This window comes from Pseudomonas sp. B10, from assembly GCF_900156235.1.
In the GTDB taxonomy this organism is placed as follows: Bacteria; Pseudomonadota; Gammaproteobacteria; order Pseudomonadales; family Pseudomonadaceae; genus Aquipseudomonas; species Aquipseudomonas siliginis.
Genome location: NZ_LT707063.1, coordinates 46,517 through 65,691, shown reverse-complemented (window position 1 = coordinate 65,691; position 19,175 = coordinate 46,517). Strand labels below are relative to the sequence as shown.

Here is a 19,175-nt window from a genome sequence, read left to right as displayed (position 1 = left end):
CGCCCGCAAATTTCGCGTTACCTTATAACATCAGAATAACAAAACCCAAACATCCAGCATCGAAGTTGCCCATCAGCGCCAGCCTTCTATAGTGAACAGGTCCGCCCTGCCCTTGAGCGCTGTCCATGGTCAACACCGAACACCTGATCATCTGCGAGCACTGTGATTGTGTGTACGAGAAAGTCGTGCTCGCCAAACATCAGAAAACCCTGTGCGTGCGCTGCGGTGGCGTGCTGCAGCGCTTCAACGGCCTGACCATCGAGCAGCGTCTGGCGCTGACGTTCACGGCGGCGATGCTGTGGCTGTTTGCCAATTTCTACCCGGTGATGAGCATCAGCCTCAAAGGCATGAAAAACAGCGCAACCCTTTGGGATTCGGTGCTCGCGCTGAGCCAGGGACCAATCACCTTTATCGCCATGGTCGCGGCGATTGCGATCATCATCGCCCCGGCATTTCAGTTGGTGTTGCTGGTCTGGGTGTTGAGTTTTGCCCTCGGCCTGCGCCGGGCACCGGGGTTCAATCTGTGCATGCGCTGGCTGGAAACCCTGCGCCCGTGGAGCATGCTCGAAGTGTGTCTGCTGGGGGCGATGGTCGCGGTGTTCAAACTCGCCGGACTGCTCGATGTGCTGCCCGGGATCGGCCTGTTCGCCTTGGCGGTGCTGAGCCTGATGATGATCCGCATTGCCGGCCGGGACATACGCGAACTGTGGGACATTTTATGAAGCGTCCACCGACCGCCAGCGAACTCAACCTGTGCCTGTGCCACAGCTGTGGCCTGGCCTGCGATATGACCGACGAGCCACACGAGTGCCCGCGCTGTGATGCGCCGTTGCACCGGCGCAAGACCAATTCGCTGGCGCGCACCTGGGCGTACATGCTCGCCGCGCTGGCCTTTTATGTTCCCGCCAATCTGCTGCCGGTGATGAATACGGTGATGCTCGGCAACGGCGCCGACAGCACGATCATGAGTGGCGTGCTGGAGTTCTGGGAGGCCGGGGCGTGGGACATTGCCCTGATCATTTTCATCGCCAGTATCGCGGTGCCGGGGGTCAAATTCGTCGCCCTGACCTTGCTGCTCGTCACCGTGCAGCGCAACAGCGATTGGGCGCGCAGGGAGCGTTCGAAGCTGTACCGCTTCGTCGAACTGATCGGCTACTGGTCGATGCTCGATGTGCTGGTGGTCGCGCTGGTCGCGGCGCTGGTGAAGTTCCAGGCGCTGGGCGATATCGAGCCACGACCGGGCATCCTGTTCTTCGGCCTGGTCGTGGTGTTCACCATGCTCGCGGCGATGAGTTTCGACCCGCGCCTGATCTGGGACAGGGACACCAGCGACACGATCAGCGACGCAGAGTCTCCAGCAGCACCTGTAACGGATGGCGCAGCGCCTGATCCGACTGGCGCTTGACCTGGCTGCGGCAGGAATAGCCGGTCGCCAACGCCTCGCCCCGCTCCGCCGAAGCCTGCACCTGACGCGCCCACGATTGCTCATAAATGACTGCCGAGGTCTGCCGATTACGTGCTTCGTGGCCGTAGGTACCGGACATGCCGCAGCAACCGGTGGCTTGCGTGGCCAGCTGCAAGCCGGCCCGTTGGAACACCTGTTCCCATTGGCGGGTCGCGGCCGGCGCGTTGGTTTTCTCCGTGCAATGGGCGAGCAAACGGAACGCTTTCGGCTTAGCATCAGGCGTCCGTTCTGGCATGACCTTGAGCAACCATTCCTGCACCAGCGCCACTTCAGGACATTCATTCAGGCCCGGTACTTTCAGGTATTCCTGGCGATAGACCAGAGTCATCGCCGGATCGAGCCCCAGCAACGCCACGCCGGTCTGCGCCAGCGCCTGCAATTGCTCAGCGTTGCGCAACGCCGCCCGATTGAACGCCGAGAGAAAGCCCTGCACATGCAGCGGTTTGCCGTTGGCGCTGAACGGCGCGAGATAGACCTGATAACCCAAACGCGAAATCAGCTCGAACAGATCCGCCAGCAGCGGCGCTTCGAAGTAGCGGGTGAAGGCGTCCTGCACGATGACCACGCTGCGTTCGCGTTGCTCTGGGCTCAGCGCCGAAAGCGTTGTAACCGTTGCTGGCTGCACCTGCCAACGTCGCATCGCTGCGTGGAAATCGAAACGGCTGAGCAACGGCACATCGACCATGCCACCAATACGCGCCAACGCGCTGCGCACAAAGTCCGCGCCCATCACACCGTTGTACAGCGCCGGAATCCGCGCCATGTACGGAACGGTGTATTCCAGCGAAGCAATCAGGTAATCCCGTGCCGGCCGCAGATAACGACTGTGATACAGCTCGAGAAAACGCGAGCGGAATTCCGGCACGTTGACCTTGACCGGGCACTGCCCCGCGCAGGATTTGCAGGCCAGGCAACCGGCCATGGCGTCATACACTTCATGAGAGAAGTCTGCCGACGGATCGCGGCTGTTGCGCCAGCGCTGCCACAGCGTGCTGAAAAACGCCGGTTTACGGATTGCGTCCGAGAGCACATCGACGCCCGCCTCGCCCTGCAACCGTAGCCATTCGCGAATCAATGACGCGCGGCCCTTGGGCGACTGCGCGCGTTCGCGGGTGGCTTTCCACGACGGGCACATCGCGTCATCCGGATCGAAGTTGTAGCAGGCGCCGTTGCCATTGCAGTGCATGGCCGCGCCGTAGCTTTGCCAGACTTTCTCGTCGATCTGTCGATCCAGCTCGCCGCGCAGGGTCACTTCGTCGATCTTCAGCAGTGCTGCGCCGCTGTTGGCCGGCGTGCCGATTTTGCCCGGATTGAACTGGTTGAACGGGTCGAACGCGGCTTTCAAGGCTTGCAGCGCCGGGTACAACTCGCCGAAGAATGCCGGCGCGTACTCCGAACGCAGGCCCTTGCCATGTTCGCCCCAGAGCAGGCCGCCGTAGCGCTGGGTCAGCGCCGCTACGCCATCGGACACCGGGCGTACCAGCGCCGCTTGCTGCGGATCTTTCATGTCGAGAATCGGCCGCACGTGCAGTACGCCGGCGTCGACATGGCCGAACATGCCGTACTGCAAACCGTGGCTGTCGAGCAGGTCGCGCAGCTCGGCGATGTATTCGGCCAAATGCTGCGGCGGCACTGCGGTGTCTTCAACGAACGGCTGCGGGCGGGCTTCGCCGGCGACGTTGCCGAGCAGGCCCACCGCCCGTTTGCGCATGCCATAGACCTTGTTCACCGCTGCCTGACCGATCGCCAGTGTATGTCCGAGGCGCTCCACGGTGCGGTCGTTTTGCAGATGTTCGAGGAACGCTTCGACGCGGCGCTGCAGGTCTTCGGGATCGTCACCGCAGAACTCGACCAGGTTGATGCCCAGAGTCGGCCGCTCAGCGTTTTCCGGAAAATATTCGGCAACGCCGTGCCAGACGATGTCCTGCATCGCCAGCAGCAAGACTTTCGAATCGACGGTTTCAATCGACAATGGCTTGAGCGCCATCAACGCCCGCGCATCGCGCAAGGCATCCATGAACCCGGCGTAGCGGATGTTGACCAGCATGGTGTGCTTGGGAATCGGCAGCACGTTGAGTCGCGCTTCGACAACGAAGCCCAGCGAGCCTTCAGCGCCACACAGCACGCTGTTGAGGTTAAAGCGCTGATCGGCCTCACGCAGGTGCGCCAGGTCATAACCGGTCAGGCAGCGGTTGAGATCGGGAAAGCGTGCCTTGATCAGCTCGCCCTGTTCATCAATGATCTGCCGCGCACAGCGATAGACTTCGCCGACGCGATCATCGCGGTCGCACTGCGCTGCAAGCTCATCCTCCGCCAGCGGCAGGCCGTGCAGACGCTCGCCGCCGCGCAGGATCATCTCCAGCTCCAGCACATGGTCGCGGGTTTTGCCGTAGGTGCAACTGCCTTGGCCACTGGCGTCGGTGTTGATCATGCCGCCGACCGTGGCGCGGTTCGAGGTCGACAGTTCCGGAGCAAAGAACAGCCCGGCGGATTTCAGCGCGGCGTTGAGCTGGTCCTTGACCACCCCGGCCTGCACCCGCACCCAGCGCTGTTCGACGTTGATCTCCAGGATGCGGTTCATGTGCCGCGACAGATCGACGACGATGCCATCCGTCAGCGATTGACCGTTGGTGCCGGTGCCACCGCCACGAGGGGTGATCACCACTTTCTCGTACGCCGGTTCGGCAATCAGCCGTGCGACACGTGCCACATCGTCCGCATCCAGCGGAAACACAGCGGCTTGCGGCAGGCGCTGATAGATCGAGTTGTCGGTCGCTAGCACCACACGGCTGGCGTAATCGGCGCTGATTTCCCCGCGAAAACCGCTGATTTTCAGGGCGGCGAGGAAGTGTTGGTAATCGCCGGTCAGGGCTTTGGCGGGCGACAGCTGGGCAATCATCGGTCGGGTCATCTCGGTCAAATCGGGCTGTGTGGCGGTGAACAGTTGTGCGCAAGGAATGATTGCGTCAGGCTCCGCCATCTGATTGCGCCCATGTTCATTGCTGGCCAGCCATGGAACAAGCGTAATTTCGACCCGCTATCGATGAGTTTTACGAATGAATCCGCGCACCCTCACACCGTCCATGTCGCTGCTGCTGGCTTTCGAGGCCGCCGCTCGCCACGAGAGCTACACCCGCGCCGCCCATGAGCTGTCACTGACACAGAGCGCGGTCAGCCGCCAGGTGCAGATTCTCGAGAAGATGCTCGGCATGCGCCTGTTCAGCCGCGAAGGCCGGCAGGTGGTGCTGACCGATGTCGGGCGCATGTATCAGCGCGAACTCAGCGAAGCCCTCGGGCAGATTCGCAGCGCAACCTTGCAGGCGATGGCGTTTGGTTCGGGCATCCATAGCCTGCGTCTGGCGACGCTGCCGACCTTCGGTTCGAAATGGCTGCTGCCACGGCTGAAGGATTTCTACACGGCGCACCCGGGCATGACCGTGCACTTGCATTCACGGATCGAAACCATCGACTTCGATACCAGCGAAATCGACGCCGCCATCTGCGTCGGCGGCGGAGAATGGCCAGGCCTGACCGCCCTGCCCCTGCACACCGAAGAACTGGTGGCCATTGCCAGCGCGCAGTTGTCGGCGACTGAACGCTATGAGGCCGAGCGGCACATTGCCGGGCAGTTGCTGCTCAACGTCAGCAGCAATGCCCAGGCATGGGCGGAATGGTTCAGCCATCACCAACTGCCGCATCGCAGCATGCGGATCGGGCCGAGCTTCGAAATGACCTCGCACTTGATTCAGGCAGTACGCGCCAATATCGGCGTCGGCCTGGTGCCGCGGATTCTGGTCGAGGAGGAATTGCTCAAGGGCGAATTGCTGCAACTGGGCGAGCCGATTACCAGCCGGCGCAGCTATTATCTGGTGTATCCGCCGCGCAATGAGAATTTGCCTTCGTTGAAGGCGTTCAGGGATTGGCTGATTGATACCCTCTGACGGATCGAGTCGCGGCCATTCGCGAGCAGGCTCGCTCCCACAGTTGCCATGCATTTACCTGTGGGAGCGAGCCTGCTCGCGAAGATGCCAGTCGCAACGACCTTAAAACCTCGGTTTGACCGCCCGCCAATTCGCCTTGTATCGCTGCATCTGCCGCACATCATCGCGCTGGCGAATGCCGCACGTCAGGTACTGGTCATGCAGCTTGGCCAGTTGCTCGTGATCCAGCTCCAGCCCCAGCCCCGGCGCACGGGTGATCTTTACGCAACCATCGACAATCGGCAGCTTGCCGCCCTTGATCACTTCCTCGTCCGGCTCCTGCCACGGGTAATGGGTGTCGCAGGCGTAATCCAGATTCGGCACCGCCGCCGCGACGTGCGCCATGGCCATCAGGCTGATGCCCAGGTGCGAGTTGGAATGCATCGACACGCCAAGGCCGAACACGTCGCACATTTTCGCCAGCGTCTGCGTATCCCGCAGGCCACCCCAGTAATGGTGGTCGGCGAGCACGATTTGCACGCTGTTCTGCGCAACGCTGCGGCGGAACTCGTCGAAATCAGTGACTACCATATTGGTCGCCAAGGGCAGACCGGTGCGCTTGTGCAGTTCAGCCATGCCATCAAGCCCCGGGGTCGGGTCTTCGTAATACTGCAGATCATCGCCGAGCAGTTCGGCCATGCGAATCGCCGTCTCCAGCGACCAGTTGCCGTTCGGATCGATGCGTAGCGGAAAACCCGGGAAGGCTTTTTTCAGTGCCTTGATGCAAGCCACTTCATGCTCCGGCGGCAAGGTGCCGGCCTTGAGCTTGATGCTCTTGAATCCGTACGCCTCGATCATCCGCGCTGCCTGCGCGACGATCTGTTGCTCGCTCAGCGCCTCGCCCCAGTTGTCCGGCTTGTAGGGCGAGTCGATATGTTCGGCGTATTTGAAAAACAGGTAAGCGCTGAACGGCACTTCATCGCGGATCGCGCCGCCGAGCAGGTCCACCAGCGGCACGTTCAGGTAGTGCGCCTGCAAATCGAGAAACGCCACTTCGAATGCCGAGTAGGCATTGCTCACCGCTTTGCTGGCGTGGGAACCGGGGGCCAGTTCGGCGCCAGCGACGCTGGCGGATTTATTCGCCGCCACGGTGGCCTGCACGATCGCGCGCAATTGATTGAGGTTGAACGGATCGAGGCCGATCAACTGGCTCTGCAATTGTTGCTGGATCGCCAGCGCCGGGGCATCGCCGTAGCTTTCGCCGAGACCGATGTAGCCGTTATCACTTTCAATCTCGATGATCGAGCGCAGGGCAAAGGGTTCGTGGATACCACTGGCGTTGAGCAGTGGCGGATCACGAAAGGCAATCGGGGTGACGCTGACACGGGTGATTTTCAAGATAACGCTCCTGACAGATCAACAATCGATTCAGTGGCTCGCAGCCGGACGAGCCGGCGCCACAGCGGCGGCTTCGTCACTTGGTTTTGCCGGGGTTTTACCTTTGTCGCCAAGCGCCGTGCGGGCGAAGAAGATCACCACGGCGGCGATCAGCGATGTCGCCGCCAGGCCATACAGGCCGCCCTCGATGGAGCCGGTGGTTTGTTCGGGAATGCCGAACGCAGTCGGCGCGACGAAGCCGCCAAGGTTGCCAATGGAATTGATCAGCGCGATCACCGCCGCAGCGATGCGCGCGTCCAGATAGCTTTGCGGAATCGGCCAGAACAGCGCCGACGCCGCTTTGAAACCGATGGCGGCGAAGCAGATGGCGACAAAGGCAAACACCGGGCCGCCGGTGGTCGACATGAACATACCGATGGCGGCGATTACCAGGGTCAGCGCGACCCAGGCCTGCTGGAATTTCCACTTGCCTGCCAGCGCCGCGAAGCCGTACATGGCGACGATCGAAATGATCCACGGAATGGAGTTGAGCAGCCCGACCTGGAAATCACCTAGGTTGCCCATCTTCTTGATCATGCTCGGCAGCCAGAACGTTGCGCCGTAGATGGTCAGGGCAATGGAAAAGTAAATGAAGCAGAACAGCGCGATCTGCCGGTCAGCCAACAGCTTGAACATCGACGGCTTGGCGACTTGTACCGCTTCGCGAGCGCGCTGCTCCTCGGCAATCGCCGCGACCAGTGCGTCTCGCTCTTCCTCGCTCAGCCACTTGGCTTGACGCGGGTGCGATTGCAGCCAGAACCAGACGAAAGCACACAGCACCACCGACGCTGCGCCTTCGATCAGAAACATCCACTGCCAGCCGTGCATGCCCAATGCGCTGATATGCAACAGCGCACCGGACACCGGGCCGGAAATGACCGAGGCAATCGCCGAGCCGCTGAGAAACACCGCCATGGTTTTGCCGCGCTCGGACGCTGGCAGCCACTGGGTGAAGTAGTAAATGATCCCCGGGAAGAACCCGGCCTCAGCCGCGCCAAGAATAAAGCGCAGTACGTAGAAACTGGTTTCGCCCTGAACAAACGCCATGGCCATGGCCGCAGCGCCCCAAGTGAACATGATCCGGGTCAGCCAGACCCGCGCGCCGTAGCGCTGCAACAGCATGTTCGACGGCACTTCGAACAGCGCATAACCGATGAAAAACAGTCCGGCGCCAAGTCCATAAGCCGCTGCGCCAATACCCAGATCGGCCTCCAGATGACTGCGCACGAAACCGATATTGACCCGGTCGATGTAGTTGACGATGAACATCACCACGAACAGCGGCAGTACGTGGCGTTTGACCTTGGCGGCGGCGCGAGCGAGCACCGTGATGTCCGGCGGACTCTGGAGGGTTTTCAAGGGGCGACTCCCGATCTTGTTTTTTTAGGGATGACTTGAAGCAATGAGCCGATCATGGACGCCACGTATTGATCCCGTCTAATCTAAACAGGCATTCGATTGATACCCGGATTAGATCAATGTTCGAACTCACCCAACTGCGCTGCTTTACCACGGTCGCCACCGAACTCAACTTCCGCCGCGCCGCCGAGCGTCTGAACATGACGCAGCCGCCGCTGAGCCGGCAGATCCAGTTGCTGGAGCATCACCTTGGCGTCGAGCTGTTCACCCGCAGCACACGCAGCGTTGCGCTGACGGCGGCAGGCCGGGCATTTTTCGTTGAAGCGCAGAATCTGCTGGAGCGCGCCCAGCAAGCAGCGATCACCGCACGCCGGTTTGCCGAGGGCGATATTGGTTCGGTAAACATCGCGTTTGTCGGCAGCGCGGTGTATGAGTTTCTGCCCAAGGTGATCGCCGAAGCGCGACTTAAGCAGCCCCAGGTGAAAATCGATCTGGCAGAGATGAACACCTATCAACAGCACGAGGCGTTGCGAGCTCGCCGTATCGACCTGGGCATTGCCCGAGCGCCATTGCAGGAACCGGGCTATGCCACCGAATGCCTGGTGCGTGAACCGTTTGTCCTGGCGGTGCCCAGCGGGCACAAGTTGGCAAACGCGACTGAAGTGTCTGTCGCCGATCTGGATAAACAACCGTTCCTGATGTACTCCCATGAAGCCTATCCGCCGTTCAACGAACTGTTGACCGGCACGCTGCGTTCAGCGCGAGTGGCACCGGATTACGTGCAATGGCTGGGTTCATCGCTGACGATTCTGGCGCTGGTCAACGCTGGCATGGGTCTGGCGCTGGTACCGCGTTGCGCGACCAGCGTGGTGTTCAGGAATGTGGTATTTCGCGAGATCGATCTGGGCGAAGGGGTGCAGAGCGAACTGCATCTGATCTGGAGGGAGAACAATGACAACCCGGCGTTCGCGATGTTACTGGAGGCGATTCGCCGGGCGGTGGCGCAGGGTTGGGGCTGAAAATTATTGTGGCAACCTGTATTTGAGCGGAGGCGGAGCGCTCGGGGCTTTGATCAACGGCTCCTCCAGCGGCTTGCCGTCAGGCCCTGTGAACAGGCGTTCGTATTGCTTTGGCATTGGTCGCGGTGCTCTTGCAGTCGTCATGATGAACCCTCTGATACCGGGCTGAATTCAACCCACTTAACTTGCGCGGAATCTATCAGCAAAATTTCGGCACCAAAAGGAGTCGACTTGCCATCGTCATTAACCCAACGTGGATTCTGCATCACGAACTGGCCGCAACTGGATTCGGACGGCCACTCGACAGGCCAGCCAAACACGCGCCTCTCGTCATGTAAATGCAGGGTTATGAACCGGTCGAATTGGGCGAAAGCGCAGAACCATTCACTGGGGAAAGAAGATTGTTTCGTGACGTTTCGCTTACGTAACCAGCCGTGCAATTTGTCACTCGTAGCCAGGTAACAGGCATCAGCGCCTGCACGATCTGGCCGAACGTATCCGGTCGCTTGAATGCCGTAAGTGAATAGAAGATCCAGGTCGATAGAAACCCGGGGATGAGGTAGTGCAACAGCGGAATGATGTCCTTGACCAGATCATCCATGATCCGAGGCTCCTTTCAGTCATGCCGAACCCGTCACGGGCCGACATTCAAAGCCTAGTCAAGGATCCTGCTGCGCCTCGCGGGCAACTGTCACAGCTCATTGCGAGCGTTTGGCTGGAGTCTCCATCCGATGAAAAAAGGCAGACACCGAACTTCAGTGTCTGCCTTTTTTGAGATCCGGGCGCCCGGTTACAGGCAATCACGCACCGATTGGCGCAGCGACCCGGACTTGGCCCACGGCGGCCCCTGATAGAGGGACACTTTGCTGCCGTCCTTGTATTTGACGATATCGAGAATCTCATCCGCCGTGATAATGCTCGGCGCGGTAATCCGGTAGCCGTTGGAAATCGACGTCTGCGAAGTCTTGGCCACGTCCTTCTGCCACAACGGTAACAAACACGCAGCATATTCCTTGGGAGGCTTGTCACTGGTCTTGCTGAGGTTTGGCTCGCCCGGCACCAGCGACGCCGGTAACGAGCACCCCGTCAACAGAGCCAGTGCCAGACTGCCGATCCATATGCGCATGCTGTTTACCTGTGCGGAAAAAAGCTGAATGTACCGTTTAACCGCTTGCACATCCATCGTGGCAACCCGCCGTTACCGGCGTTTGGACAATTTTTCACATCGGTTCAGCCGGGCGTCAGATGACTTGGCCGCATCCGGGAAAATGCGACTACTCTTTTCTACCGAGAACGTTCAGGAGGTGATCATGCGGCTCAATGAATACGAACACGAACTTCAACGGGATTTGCAAAGCGTGGCGTCGGACCTGAGATGGTCGGCGGTCGATCTCAAGCGCATCGCTGAACAACTGCGCAAATCCGGCAACGAGGCAGACGCCCAGACCGTGTTGCGGTCGTGCGAAATCCTGCAAAGCGACGAAGAGAGATTGCAGATCTATGCCAAGGAGGTAAAAGCCCGAACCATCAGCCGAACCAAGGTCCACTGACTCCTGATCCAAACAACAAGCCCCGGTCGAAACCGGGACTCTTTCGTTACACAGCCTCAACCGCTGTTGTGGCTTTGCCCCTGCCGGGAGCGCTTTTTGTAACCGGGAAGCGCCGCCGCATAGGCCATCGCTTCCTCCCTGCTGGTGAATGACGCCAATCGGTCGCCCTGGGTGCAGACCCGCCACGGGCCGTTGTTCACGCTTAGCACGTCATAACCGTTCATGCGCAGCTTGTTCAGCATTGGAATGCTCATGAGCACCTCCCTTTTGCCAACGGTGTTTTCGGGGTACGGGCTTACCTTACACCCGCTTCTTGCTGCGGTGTAAACCCGATTCGCCCTGATACATGTCAATTCACCGGCACTTTTTGCTGTGCAAATGGCTCCTTAATCAATAGGGAACCTTTAAATCCGCCTGCGGCTCGAATATTGCAGTTTAATTACCGTTTTATGACAAGCATCAACAGGGCAATCATGAAAGTACGCGCCACCGTCATTTGCGAACAGGATCGCCATATCCTCCTGGTACGCAAACCCCGCCATCACTGGTCATTACCCGGGGGCAAAGTCGAACCCGGGGAAACCCGTGCGGCGGCAGCGGTGCGCGAGTTGCAGGAGGAAACCGGGCTCAATGCTGAGAACGTCCTGTACCTGATGGACTTTCAGGCGGGCACTACGCGCCATCATGTGTACGAGGCTTCGGTGGTCAACCTCGACGACGTGCGCCCGCAGAACGAGATCGTCGATTGCATCTGGTACCCGCTTGATGCCGTGCACAATCTTGAAACCAACGACGCGACACGGCGCATCGTGCAGGCCTTTCAACGGCGTTTATAACGATCAGCCGGCGAACGCCCGGCGACCCGCGCTGATTTCCGTGCGCAACTCACCGATGAAATTTGAAATATCGCGAATCGTCACCAGATGTTCGGGAGAAACGCCGTCAAGCAACAACTCGACACGCCCACTGCCTGGCTCATACACCTTGATCCGCAACAGACCTTGTCCGGTCGGTGTGCAATCACACTTGAACGTGGGGAAGCCTGACTCGACGATCCGGCAAATATCGGCAATGGCAAGCATGGACGGGCGCCTCGCAGGCGGAGAATCGATCCATCGAGCATAGACCCATGGTCTGTTAATTGCCCGCTCGGGAATGCCAAGCCGATCACAACTCACTCACGCCATTCAATGCGCGTCGTGATCCCAGATCCAGTTCCATATACCGGGCAGATTCACCGGCTCAGCGCTTTGCTGAACCGTACGGGCCAACGCGGCTTTTTGCAGTGCGGCCTGATCGTCGTAGAACGGCTCGTCCGCCAGTCTGACCCCGGTCGCCGCCGCGCTATCGAGCAGAATCTGTAGATATTCGCGAGTGTGGCGCGCGGTGTAGCGATTTAGATCATGGAACGTCACCACGACCGGAATCACCCCATCCACGGTCGGCAATTGACCCACGGCGATGCGCTCGCGCACTTCCGATAACTGCCGCAGCATGTTCGCCCGACGCCGAGGACTGGCGTTGAAGCCCCAGATCTTGCCGTCGTTGGCACTCAAGTCCGTGAGCAAGACGTGCAAGCCGTGTTTTTGATAGGCCGAAAATGTGCGCTTGTCGTAGTTCCAGAACGGCGGGCGCAACAGCTTGGGCGGCGCTCCGGTGATGGCGGCAATGTCAGCGCTGCCATCGGTCAGCGACTGCTCCAGCTCTTGCGGATCGAGCGAGCGATGGTTGGTGTGCCAGTGAGTCGCTGTGTGAAACGCGAGGATATGTCCCTCGGCGTGCTCACGACGCATCAGGCTGCGACCGATCTCGCTGTCACCCGCCCTCGGCGCACGGGTCTGCACGAAAAACACGGCTTTGATGTCTGCCTGCAGCGGATTGCTTTTTAGACTGTCGAGCACCGTCGCCGTGGGATTCCACCATCCTGAAGCGCTGGGGCCATCATCGAACGTCAGGAGAAAACGTACGGGCGCCTGTGCCTTCAGGCGCGTTTCGGTTTGCGTGGTCATGTCGATCGGCGCGGCGATGCAACCGGCCAGACCGAACGCGATGAGCGCAGCACAAAGAAGTTTGCATCCGGATGTCATGTCTTGCCCTGAGTCCGGCCGAGGCCGTCGTATTGTCGAATGGCAAAACTCCATCGCCTTTGTCCATCCCTGCGCGGCTATCCGCGAGCGCAGGTTGGATAAGGTACACAGGGTTTGGTTCCGGTGCTGCTTTCAGTGCGGCATCGGCCAGGCACATCGGCATGTCCGACTAGACTCAAATTTCCTCAAGGAGATTTCATCCATGTGCGGAAGACTCACGCAGTACCGTGGGATTCACGATTTCGTCGCGGTCTTGAGCATCCCGGATGCGTTGATCAATCACGTCGGCGATGCGCCACTGGATCGCTACAACGCAGCGCCCACCACTGCGCTGGCGGTTCTGCATCAGCACGAACAGGCCATTCATGCCGACAATCTGCGTTGGGGCTGGCGGCCGCATTGGGCCAAGGATCGTGCCCCACCTATCAACGCTCGGGTGGAGAAAGTCGCCCACGGCGCGTTCTTCCGGGCGATCTGGCGGCAGCGGCTGATTGTGCCGGTCGACAACTGGTTTGAATGGGTTGATACCGGGGAAAAATCCCGCCAGCCCTGGTTGATTCGTCGGGCGGATCAGGCTCCGGTTTTCTGTGCTGGTATCGGCCAGTTTCCGGCACCGGGGGTTGCGCCGAGGGAGGACGACGGGTTCGTCATCATCACCGCTGACAGCCTGGGCGGCCTGCTCGATATTCACGATCGCCGCCCGGTGGTCTTCGATTCGGCGCGAGCTCGGGAATGGCTTGATCCGGCTACGCCACTGGAACGCGCCGAGCAGATGCTGCTGTTTGAAGGCGAGCCCAGTGAGGCCTTCGAATGGTACAAAGTCGGCAAAGCGGTCGGTAATACGCGTAATCAAGGTGCGCAATTGATAGAACGAGTCGACTAAATAATTACATCACTGCTGCGTTAATCAAGCGAGCCCGTCATTGAATCCCGCGCGTTACAAAAAGTGTTTCAACCGCGATACACCCCCCGTAAAACAGCCGTTTGAGCGAATCAACCGCCTGTCAGACATTTCGACAGTCATACATACATTTCCCCGCGCTGCGGATAGCATGCGCGCCGCCTTTCCGATTGGTATACCAGTTGACCAAAGAGTCAAAGAAATCAGGAATCCATCAACAACTTTCAAGCCTTGCAGAGAAATAAGTGAGCGACGATTTTGCAATCAAACAGGTCAGCGGCCTGAAGTGTGTCCATCTGTCCAAGACAGAACGCCTGGAACTCGACTGTTTTATCGGCCATTACATCAAGACCCGAAACCTGCACAGCGTGCCCGATATCGAACGCACCCTGCGCAGCACCCTCGAGGGTTATCCCGGCCATCCGCCGGTGATGGTCAATGAGCTCAATGCGTGGATCGATCGAACGTTGGGGTATCGCGCGACCTACCCGGATTTCACGCAGCTGGCAGACCTCTGAAACGCGAAGAGCCCCGCTGATGCGGGGCTCTTCGTATGCATTGTTCAAGGTTTCAGCGGACGCTCCTGATCGCGGTCCGACAGCTCGCGGCTGTCATCATGCTTCCAGGTTTTTTCCTGCCTCTTCTGCTGCTCGATTTCTTCTTCCGTTGGCTCATCATCTTCCGCACGCGTTTGCTCAGTTGCCATGTGCACCTCACCTTAGAACAGTTGATGATCGTTAAAGGGTAGAACACTTTTGCGCGCCCAGATTCACCAACGCATTTTGTCCCGCGCGGCGTACCATAGCGCCATCTCCCCTTACGTCAGGAAGACGCCATGCTGTACCGAATCGCCGCCGACGGGCTGGTGCTGTTTCACTTGTGTTTCATCTTGTTCGTACTGTTCGGCGGGCTGCTGGTGCTGCGCTGGCCACGATTGATGTGGCTGCACCTGCCGGCGGCTGCCTGGGGCGTGGCGGTCGAGGTGCTGCACCTGACCTGTCCGTTGACCTACTGGGAAAACCTGATGCGCCACGCGGCCGGGCAGACCGAATACGCCGGCGGTTTCATTGAGCATTACATCTGGCCGATCATCTACCCGGCCGGTCTGACGCCACAGATTCAACTGGCACTTGGCAGCGTGGTGCTGGCGGTCAACCTGTTGGTGTACGCACGACTGCTGCGCTCGTGGAAACTGCGCCGCGCCCGGCGCATTCCGTTTTAACGCGAGGCCGGTTTCAACGTTTCCAGCCACTGCGGATCGAAGCGTGGCTGGTCAGGATCAAGTCCTAGCGCCTGCATCTGCGCCTTGTGCTGTGCGACTTCGTCACGCAGTTGTCCATGATCGCTGGAGTTGCCGTCCAGCTCATGCATCTGCAGCAGTCCCAAGTGGTAGAAACGCAACACCTTCATCGCCGTCGGATCGTTGGCCTGCACTGCCGCTGTCACCTGATGCATGACATTGGTGATGCTCATCAGATTGCGCTTGAGGCGCCAGCTGTACACCGCCGGGGCCATCCAGGTCTGATGCCAGAAACGTCCGCGCAACAGCGCCGCCGTCAGCAGAAAGGCCACGAATACGCCGCCCACGTTGAATCGCAGATTATCCCCGTCGGGTTCACCGAACACTGCCACCGCAACCGACGAAAACAGCATGGCCAGCAGCAGGAACAGCACGGCGATGATGACCGTGCTGCGGCGGGTCTGCTGACGGAAGGTAGCGGGCTCTATCGGCTGAATCTCGAACATCGAAAATGACTTCCCTGGGTGACGAAAGGCGCAACGGAAAAAACTCGCCGGCGCATTATCGCATCGCACCGGGTTTTAGCTATGCTGGGGCTCCTTTTCATCTTTTCAGCGTCCAACGGGGACATGGCGGTATAGCGCAGATCGTGCCATCTTCATTCATGGATACACACTATTCGGATGCCATCCGCTGCGTTGTGGATGACATCGTTTTAAGGATCACTGCATGACCCAACGACACGTAATCAATGCCTCGGTCAGCCCGAAAGGCAGTCTGGAAACCCTTTCTCAACGTGAAGTCCAGCAACTGAGCGAAGCCGGATCCGGCAGCACTTATACCCTCTTCCGCCAGTGCGCCCTGGCCATCCTCAACACCGGCGCGCATGTCGACAATGCCAAGACCATCCTCGAAGCCTACAAGGACTTCGAAATCCGTATTCACCAACAGGATCGCGGCGTACGCCTGGAGCTGCTGAACGCTCCGGCCGACGCGTTCGTCGACGGCGAGATGATCGCCAGCACCCGCGAAATGCTCTTCAGCGCCCTGCGCGACATCGTCTACACCGAGAACGAACTCGACAGCCAGCGCATCGACCTGAGCAATTCCCAAGGCATCAGCGATTACGTATTCCACCTGCTGCGCAACGCGCGCACCCTGCGCCCGGGCGTCGAGCCGAAGATCGTGGTGTGTTGGGGCGGTCACTCGATCAACACCGAAGAATACAAATACACCAAGAAAGTCGGCCACGAACTGGGACTGCGCAGCCTCGACATCTGCACCGGTTGCGGCCCTGGCGTGATGAAAGGCCCGATGAAGGGCGCGACCATTGCCCATGCCAAACAACGCATTCACGGCGGTCGCTACCTCGGCCTGACCGAGCCAGGCATCATCGCCGCCGAAGCGCCGAACCCGATCGTCAATGAACTGGTGATCCTGCCGGACATCGAAAAACGTCTGGAAGCCTTCGTCCGTGTTGGCCACGGCATCATCATTTTCCCGGGCGGCGCCGGTACGGCCGAAGAGTTCCTGTACCTGCTCGGCATCCTGATGCACCCGGACAACGCAGGCCTGCCCTTCCCGGTCATCCTCACCGGGCCGAAGCATGCCGCGCCGTATCTGGAACAGCTGGATGCGTTCGTCATCGCGACCCTCGGCGAAGCGGCGAAGCAGCATTACGAGATCATCATCGACGACCCGGCCGAAGTGGCGCGGCAGATGACTCAAGGCCTGAAAGCGGTGAAGCAGTTCCGCCGCGAGCGTAACGATGCGTTCCATTTCAACTGGCTGCTGAAGATCGATGAGGGCTTTCAGCGTCCGTTCGATCCGACCCACGAAAACATGGCCAACCTGAAACTGCACCGCGACCAGCCACCGCACGAACTGGCGGCCAATCTGCGTCGGGCGTTTTCCGGGATCGTCGCCGGTAACGTCAAGGACAAGGGCATTCGCCTGATCGAAGAGCACGGGCCGTATCAGATCCGTGGCGATGCGGCGATCATGCAGCCGCTTGATGCGCTGCTAAAGGCCTTCGTCGCCCAGCACCGGATGAAGTTGCCGGGTGGCGCGGCGTATGTGCCGTGCTATCGCGTCGTCGCGTAATTTCAAGTCGTAACACACACCCAATGTGGGAGCGAGCCTGCTCGCGAAGAAGCCCGAAAGAACACATCAATCTTTCGGGCTGTCCACCAACCGCCGAGCCAACGCTTTAGCCTGCGCAGCGACGTCCGTTACTGCCGTACTCTCCCACCACATCCCGCGCAACGGCGGGCCCATGGCGAACAACCGAGCACTTACCTGCCCTTCGGCATCTACCACTGCGCCGTCATTTGCTGTGATCCCCAGCGCCAGCGGCCCCGGCTGCACCAGCCCCCGCGCCAGCAATTGCTGCGGCAACGGTCGTGCGACTCGCCGCCAGTCGTATTCAATACCGCTGGAGTTGATCAGCGCCGCACCACTCACAGTAGATGTTTCATTCTCACCCCGAGGACGGATGCGAATGGTCACAGCATCGCCAACGCCGGGCTCAATGCCCTTGAATGACGCGGCGTGAATGCGCAAGCGTCCTTCCTTGTGCAGCCGTTCGATCAACTCGGCACTCAGTGGCGGCGAACGATGGTGATGACTCTCCCACCATGGCCGCACATGCCGTACGAATTGTCGACGCTGCACGTCAGTTGCCTGACTCCACAACCGCGCGATATGCGCGCGAACCGTATCCAGCGGCGCCTGCCAGTCGATGCCTAGGTCGATTGCATCGCGACAATGTCGGCGCAATTCGCGCACCAACTGGCGTGGCGTGCGGATGCTGTGATCTGCTGCCAGAAAATCCACCCAGGTCGGCGGTTGACGGCGCACGTGCGGGAGCAGGCCATGCCGGGAGAATACCTCGATCGGCCCGCGATGCCCGGCCTGCTCCAGCGATACCACGGCATCGACCATGGTCAGACCGGAGCCGATGATCAGCACGGTGGACTGCGGGTCGAGTTCGCGCATGGCCGCCACATCCCAGGGATCGAGCGCGGCGGCATTAAGGCCACTGGATTGCGTCTGCGGCGTGCGGGCGGCGGGAAACATGCCGGTGGCCAGCACTGCCAGCGATCCACGCAGAGTCTGGCCATCGCTCAAGGTGAGCTGCACTGAACCAGCATTAACTTGAAGGTCGACGGCTTCAGCACAAATATGTTCAACGGTCGAACCTTGCAGCGCGCCCACCGCCCGGGCCTCAGTCAGACGCTGTTGCACATAGACCCCGAACAGGCCGCGCGGCGGAAACAGCTCACTGACCGGCACGTCCTGCTCGGCAGATTCCGGCCAGCCGCCGCCGGCAATATGCACTGTCAGCCACTGCGTCAGATCATCAGGATTATCCGGGTCGACGCTCATCCGCGCCGCGTTGCCGTTCAGCGTATGTCCCAACTCGACTGCGCTGTAAGCCTCACCACGTCCCAGTTCAGCGCGAGGCTCGATGATGAGAATCTTTCGTTGCCCCGGCAACCGGAGCAATTGCACTGCCAGGATCGTGCCGCTGAGGCCGCCGCCGATGATCAGAATGTCCGCAGGCTGCTCCATTCAGATCACCACATTACGCACGAACCGCGCAGCCACATCGCCATCGTTGCGGTAGGCATGCGGTTGATTGCTGGCGAACATGAAAAACTCTCCTTTGTTGATGTACTGCGGCTGATCGCCGAGCATCAGCGTCAGGCAACCCTCAAATACGTAGATCTGCTCGCTCCAGCCATCGGCATCCGGTTGCGACGGGTAGACCTCGCCCGGTTGCAGGCACCACTCCCATTGCTCGACTTCGCGGCTCGCGGTGGCTTTGGACAGCAGCACGGCCCTGCTGCCCGCAATCGTGCCAGCCCAGGCAACCTCGTTGATACGGCTCGGGTCGCGCGCATCGTGCGCCTGGATCAGATCACTGAACGCAACGTCGAGCGCTTCGGCGACGCGATCAAGCGTGGTCAGGCTGACATTCTTTTCCCCCGCCTCGATCGCCACCAGCATCCGTCGGCTGACCCCGGACTTTTCCGCCAGTGCGGTCTGGCTCATATCCGCCGCATGGCGCAGGCGTCGAACGTTCTGGCTGACGTGTTGCAGGACGGAGGCTCGCTGAGTCGAATCTTTGTGCACTATATTGCTCACTCGGTGGGGTTGGGCAGTATACTGCGCAACGTTGGCGGCATTGTGCGG

At 60.0% G+C, this 19,175-nt stretch carries 21 protein-coding genes and 1 pseudogene; 10 read left to right on the top strand and 12 right to left on the bottom strand.

Going from position 1 to position 19,175, the window contains the following annotated elements; translation table 11 throughout:
* Positions 1-125 precede the first annotated feature (125 nt).
* Entirely contained in the window at positions 126-722 is a 597-nt protein-coding gene (locus tag BXA01_RS00340; RefSeq protein ID WP_016775060.1) for a paraquat-inducible protein A, read from the top strand.
* On the top strand, positions 719-1,405 hold the full coding sequence (locus BXA01_RS00335) for a paraquat-inducible protein A (RefSeq protein ID WP_076562440.1): 687 nt from the start codon (positions 719-721) through the stop codon (positions 1,403-1,405). The genes BXA01_RS00340 and BXA01_RS00335 overlap by 4 nt, the downstream gene beginning before the upstream one ends.
* Here BXA01_RS00335 and ydiJ read toward each other — a convergent pair.
* A complete protein-coding gene (gene ydiJ, locus BXA01_RS00330; RefSeq protein WP_076567582.1) occupies positions 1,338-4,364 on the bottom strand; it encodes a D-2-hydroxyglutarate dehydrogenase YdiJ in 3,027 nt (1,008 codons plus the stop codon). The two genes, BXA01_RS00335 and ydiJ, sit on opposite strands and share 68 nt — an antisense overlap.
* A 157-nt stretch (positions 4,365-4,521) precedes the next feature.
* Between ydiJ and BXA01_RS00325 the strand changes: the two genes are divergently transcribed.
* Positions 4,522-5,406 (top strand): LysR substrate-binding domain-containing protein, encoded by an 885-nt coding sequence (locus BXA01_RS00325; RefSeq protein ID WP_076562438.1) that lies wholly within the window; start codon positions 4,522-4,524, stop codon positions 5,404-5,406.
* Positions 5,407-5,508: 102 nt separating this feature from the next.
* On the opposite strand, the gene BXA01_RS00320 is transcribed toward BXA01_RS00325, so the two are convergent.
* Both BXA01_RS00320 and BXA01_RS00315 read right to left on the bottom strand, forming a co-directional pair.
* Positions 5,509-6,783, bottom strand: a complete 1,275-nt coding sequence (locus tag BXA01_RS00320) for a glucarate dehydratase family protein (RefSeq protein WP_076562436.1) — start codon at positions 6,781-6,783, stop codon at positions 5,509-5,511.
* A gap of 30 nt (positions 6,784-6,813) precedes the next feature.
* Positions 6,814-8,181: an MFS transporter gene (locus BXA01_RS00315; protein WP_076562434.1), complete on the bottom strand. Its 1,368-nt coding sequence runs from the start codon at positions 8,179-8,181 to the stop codon at positions 6,814-6,816.
* Between the two features lie 119 nt (positions 8,182-8,300).
* Between BXA01_RS00315 and BXA01_RS00310 the strand changes: the two genes are divergently transcribed.
* On the top strand, positions 8,301-9,200 hold the full coding sequence (locus BXA01_RS00310; protein WP_076562432.1) for a LysR family transcriptional regulator: 900 nt from the start codon (positions 8,301-8,303) through the stop codon (positions 9,198-9,200).
* A 140-nt stretch (positions 9,201-9,340) separates the two neighbouring features.
* On the opposite strand, the pseudogene BXA01_RS00305 reads toward BXA01_RS00310, so the two are convergent.
* Both BXA01_RS00305 and BXA01_RS00300 read right to left on the bottom strand, forming a co-directional pair.
* Positions 9,341-9,801, bottom strand: a pseudogene (locus tag BXA01_RS00305) (hypothetical protein).
* A gap of 189 nt (positions 9,802-9,990) precedes the next feature.
* Entirely contained in the window at positions 9,991-10,326 is a 336-nt protein-coding gene (locus BXA01_RS00300; RefSeq protein ID WP_076562430.1) for a hypothetical protein, read from the bottom strand.
* Between the two features lie 184 nt (positions 10,327-10,510).
* On the opposite strand from BXA01_RS00300, the gene BXA01_RS00295 reads away from it, so the two are divergent.
* The gene (locus BXA01_RS00295) at positions 10,511-10,750 is read left to right on the top strand and encodes a hypothetical protein (RefSeq protein ID WP_039763471.1); all 240 of its coding nucleotides are present in this window, start codon (positions 10,511-10,513) and stop codon (positions 10,748-10,750) included.
* Positions 10,751-10,806: 56 nt separating this feature from the next.
* Here the strand turns inward: BXA01_RS00295 and BXA01_RS00290 are convergent, their stop codons facing one another.
* The gene (locus tag BXA01_RS00290; protein WP_076562428.1) at positions 10,807-11,004 is read right to left on the bottom strand and encodes a DUF2188 domain-containing protein; all 198 of its coding nucleotides are present in this window, start codon (positions 11,002-11,004) and stop codon (positions 10,807-10,809) included.
* Between the two features lie 219 nt (positions 11,005-11,223).
* Between BXA01_RS00290 and BXA01_RS00285 the strand changes: the two genes are divergently transcribed.
* Positions 11,224-11,586, top strand: coding sequence for an NUDIX hydrolase (locus tag BXA01_RS00285; protein WP_076562426.1), 363 nt, complete (start codon positions 11,224-11,226; stop codon positions 11,584-11,586).
* 3 nt (positions 11,587-11,589) lie between these two features.
* Here BXA01_RS00285 and BXA01_RS00280 read toward each other — a convergent pair whose 3' ends face one another.
* Together BXA01_RS00280 and BXA01_RS00275 are read right to left on the bottom strand one after the other, a co-directional pair.
* Positions 11,590-11,832 (bottom strand): DUF1652 domain-containing protein, encoded by a 243-nt coding sequence (locus tag BXA01_RS00280; RefSeq protein ID WP_016775073.1) that lies wholly within the window; start codon positions 11,830-11,832, stop codon positions 11,590-11,592.
* Positions 11,833-11,937: 105 nt separating this feature from the next.
* On the bottom strand, positions 11,938-12,837 hold the full coding sequence (locus BXA01_RS00275) for a polysaccharide deacetylase family protein (protein WP_076562424.1): 900 nt from the start codon (positions 12,835-12,837) through the stop codon (positions 11,938-11,940).
* Positions 12,838-13,039: 202 nt separating this feature from the next.
* Here BXA01_RS00275 and BXA01_RS00270 point away from each other — a divergent pair, with 202 nt between their 5' ends.
* Positions 13,040-13,720 carry an SOS response-associated peptidase gene (locus BXA01_RS00270; RefSeq protein ID WP_076562423.1) on the top strand — a complete coding sequence of 227 codons (681 nt, stop codon included), beginning with the start codon at positions 13,040-13,042 and terminating at the stop codon, positions 13,718-13,720.
* Positions 13,721-13,983: 263 nt separating this feature from the next.
* On the top strand, positions 13,984-14,256 hold the full coding sequence (locus BXA01_RS00265) for a hypothetical protein (RefSeq protein ID WP_016775076.1): 273 nt from the start codon (positions 13,984-13,986) through the stop codon (positions 14,254-14,256).
* Positions 14,257-14,300: 44 nt separating this feature from the next.
* Here the strand turns inward: BXA01_RS00265 and BXA01_RS27050 are convergent, their stop codons facing one another.
* The gene (locus BXA01_RS27050; protein ID WP_164488351.1) at positions 14,301-14,444 is read right to left on the bottom strand and encodes a hypothetical protein; all 144 of its coding nucleotides are present in this window, start codon (positions 14,442-14,444) and stop codon (positions 14,301-14,303) included.
* 129 nt (positions 14,445-14,573) lie between these two features.
* Here BXA01_RS27050 and BXA01_RS00260 point away from each other — a divergent pair, with 129 nt between their 5' ends.
* On the top strand, positions 14,574-14,960 hold the full coding sequence (locus BXA01_RS00260) for a DUF2784 domain-containing protein (RefSeq protein WP_041480792.1): 387 nt from the start codon (positions 14,574-14,576) through the stop codon (positions 14,958-14,960).
* Here the strand turns inward: BXA01_RS00260 and BXA01_RS00255 are convergent.
* Positions 14,957-15,484 (bottom strand): DUF3087 domain-containing protein, encoded by a 528-nt coding sequence (locus BXA01_RS00255; RefSeq protein ID WP_076562421.1) that lies wholly within the window; start codon positions 15,482-15,484, stop codon positions 14,957-14,959. The genes BXA01_RS00260 and BXA01_RS00255 overlap by 4 nt on opposite strands.
* A 223-nt stretch (positions 15,485-15,707) precedes the next feature.
* On the opposite strand from BXA01_RS00255, the gene ppnN reads away from it, so the two are divergent.
* Entirely contained in the window at positions 15,708-17,081 is a 1,374-nt protein-coding gene (gene ppnN, locus BXA01_RS00250) for a nucleotide 5'-monophosphate nucleosidase PpnN (RefSeq protein WP_073471165.1), read from the top strand.
* A 66-nt stretch (positions 17,082-17,147) separates the two neighbouring features.
* On the opposite strand, the gene BXA01_RS00245 is transcribed toward ppnN, so the two are convergent.
* Both BXA01_RS00245 and BXA01_RS00240 read right to left on the bottom strand, forming a co-directional pair.
* On the bottom strand, positions 17,148-18,551 hold the full coding sequence (locus BXA01_RS00245) for an FAD/NAD(P)-binding protein (RefSeq protein ID WP_076562420.1): 1,404 nt from the start codon (positions 18,549-18,551) through the stop codon (positions 17,148-17,150).
* Positions 18,552-19,115: a helix-turn-helix domain-containing protein gene (locus BXA01_RS00240; protein WP_076562418.1), complete on the bottom strand. Its 564-nt coding sequence runs from the start codon at positions 19,113-19,115 to the stop codon at positions 18,552-18,554. It lies immediately after the preceding gene.
* Between the last annotated feature and the right edge of the window lie 60 nt (positions 19,116-19,175).